Source organism: uncultured Mucilaginibacter sp. (assembly GCF_903913935.1).
GTDB lineage: Bacteria > Bacteroidota > Bacteroidia > Sphingobacteriales > Sphingobacteriaceae > Mucilaginibacter.
In genome coordinates this window covers 1-1,615 of sequence record NZ_CAIWNH010000311.1, presented here as the reverse complement: position 1 = coordinate 1,615, position 1,615 = coordinate 1, and the positions used below count along the sequence as shown (strand labels likewise).

General features: G+C 42.5%; 2 protein-coding genes. One reads left to right on the top strand and one right to left on the bottom strand.

Features of this window, described 5'->3' with window-relative positions:
- On the bottom strand, positions 1–612 hold a 612-nt coding region (locus tag QZY09_RS12225), incomplete at its 3' end, for a trypsin-like peptidase domain-containing protein (RefSeq protein ID WP_295672763.1).
- A 220-nt stretch (positions 613–832) separates the two neighbouring features.
- On the opposite strand from QZY09_RS12225, the gene dapF reads away from it, so the two are divergent.
- On the top strand, positions 833–1,615 hold a 783-nt coding region (gene dapF / locus QZY09_RS12220; RefSeq protein WP_295672762.1), incomplete at its 3' end, for a diaminopimelate epimerase.

Genomic DNA, 1,615 nt, shown 5'->3' with positions numbered 1-1,615 from the left:
GGTCACAGTCGATGTTAATTTAAAAGGATTGCCTACCGCCAGCACCCATTCGCCAACCTTAACATTGTCTGAGTTACCTAATTTTACGATAGGAAGGTCGTGGCCTTCAATTTTAATCAGCGCAAGGTCAGTATTTGGGTCTGTACCAATTACTTTCGCTTTAAAATTCTGGTGATCGTTAGTAACCACTTCAATTTTTTCGGCCTTGTCAACTACGTGGTTGTTGGTTACAATATAACCATCCTGCGAAATGATCACCCCCGAACCCGAAGCCATTTCCGGCGCCATCTGTGGTGAGCGCTGACCAAACATGTTGCCAAACATTTGCTGTAATTCACTTTGCTGGTCGTTTGACTGGCGGTTTGAATAGGTGGTGCGGATATAAACAACACCGGGTGTTACCGCGGCCGCAGCTTCGGTAAAGTCAACCTGACCGGCCGATGATAAATTAGGGGCTGCAGGCGTTAAATGATTACTTGTTGCGTAATAAACTTTTTGCTGGTCCTCAAAGCTCATGGAATGGACATATTTATTTTCAACAATTTTATATCCCCCCAATGCTATTGCACCGCCAGCAAATGCTGTTAATAGTGTTAAACCAAACTTTTTCATCTTATTTGTTCTTTTCTTTGCTAAGTTTATATTTTTTATTGATCAAATTTAATACCATATAGACGTCAAAATCAATAGTAAGTTATCGTAAATTTTGTTAAATTTTGTTAAATTTATGATTATGATAATTTAAGCCTCACAACATTCAAAATACGAGGTTTGACCCAAAAAGATTTTTAACGTTTAAATTTTGACCGGTAATTCGTTTATTAAAATATTAATGAAGATACATTTTTATAAATACCAGGGCGCAGGAAACGATTTTATATTGATAGATAACCGTAAAAACGCTGTAAATCATCAAAATCCGGCATTGATCGCGAAGTTGTGCGACCGCAGGTTTGGCGTTGGGGGCGACGGTGCGATGTTCCTGCAAAACCGCGAAGGCTACGATTTTGAAATGGTTTATTATAATGCCGACGGGCAGCCCAGTAGCATGTGCGGCAATGGCGGACGCTGTATTGTTGCCTTTGCAAAGTTTTTGGGAATAGTTGACACAGAAACCAACTTTTTGGCAGTTGACGGCCCGCATTATGCCAAAATTTCAGCAGAGGGCGACTGGGTGAGCCTGCAGATGATAGATGTGGACACCATTAATGCAGATGGCGATGCCTATGTATTGAACACCGGCTCGCCGCATTATGTAAAACTGGTGGATGGCTTAAAGGAAAAAGATGTTTACAGCGAGGGCTATGCTATCCGTAACAACGATACTTACACGGCAAAAGGCATCAATGTAAACTTTGTTGAACCCACGGATGCCGGCTACTTTGTGCGCACTTTTGAGCGCGGTGTTGAAGACGAAACCTATGCCTGCGGTACGGGTGTAACGGCGGTAGCGCTTGCCATGGCCAAACACCAGCACCAAACAGGCCATATCACCACCCCCATAAAGGTTTTAGGCGGCGATTTGAATATCCGCTTTGATTACGATGGGAAAAAGTATACAGACATATTTTTGGAAGGACCTGCGGTGAAAGTTTTTGAGGGGGAAGTGGAAGTT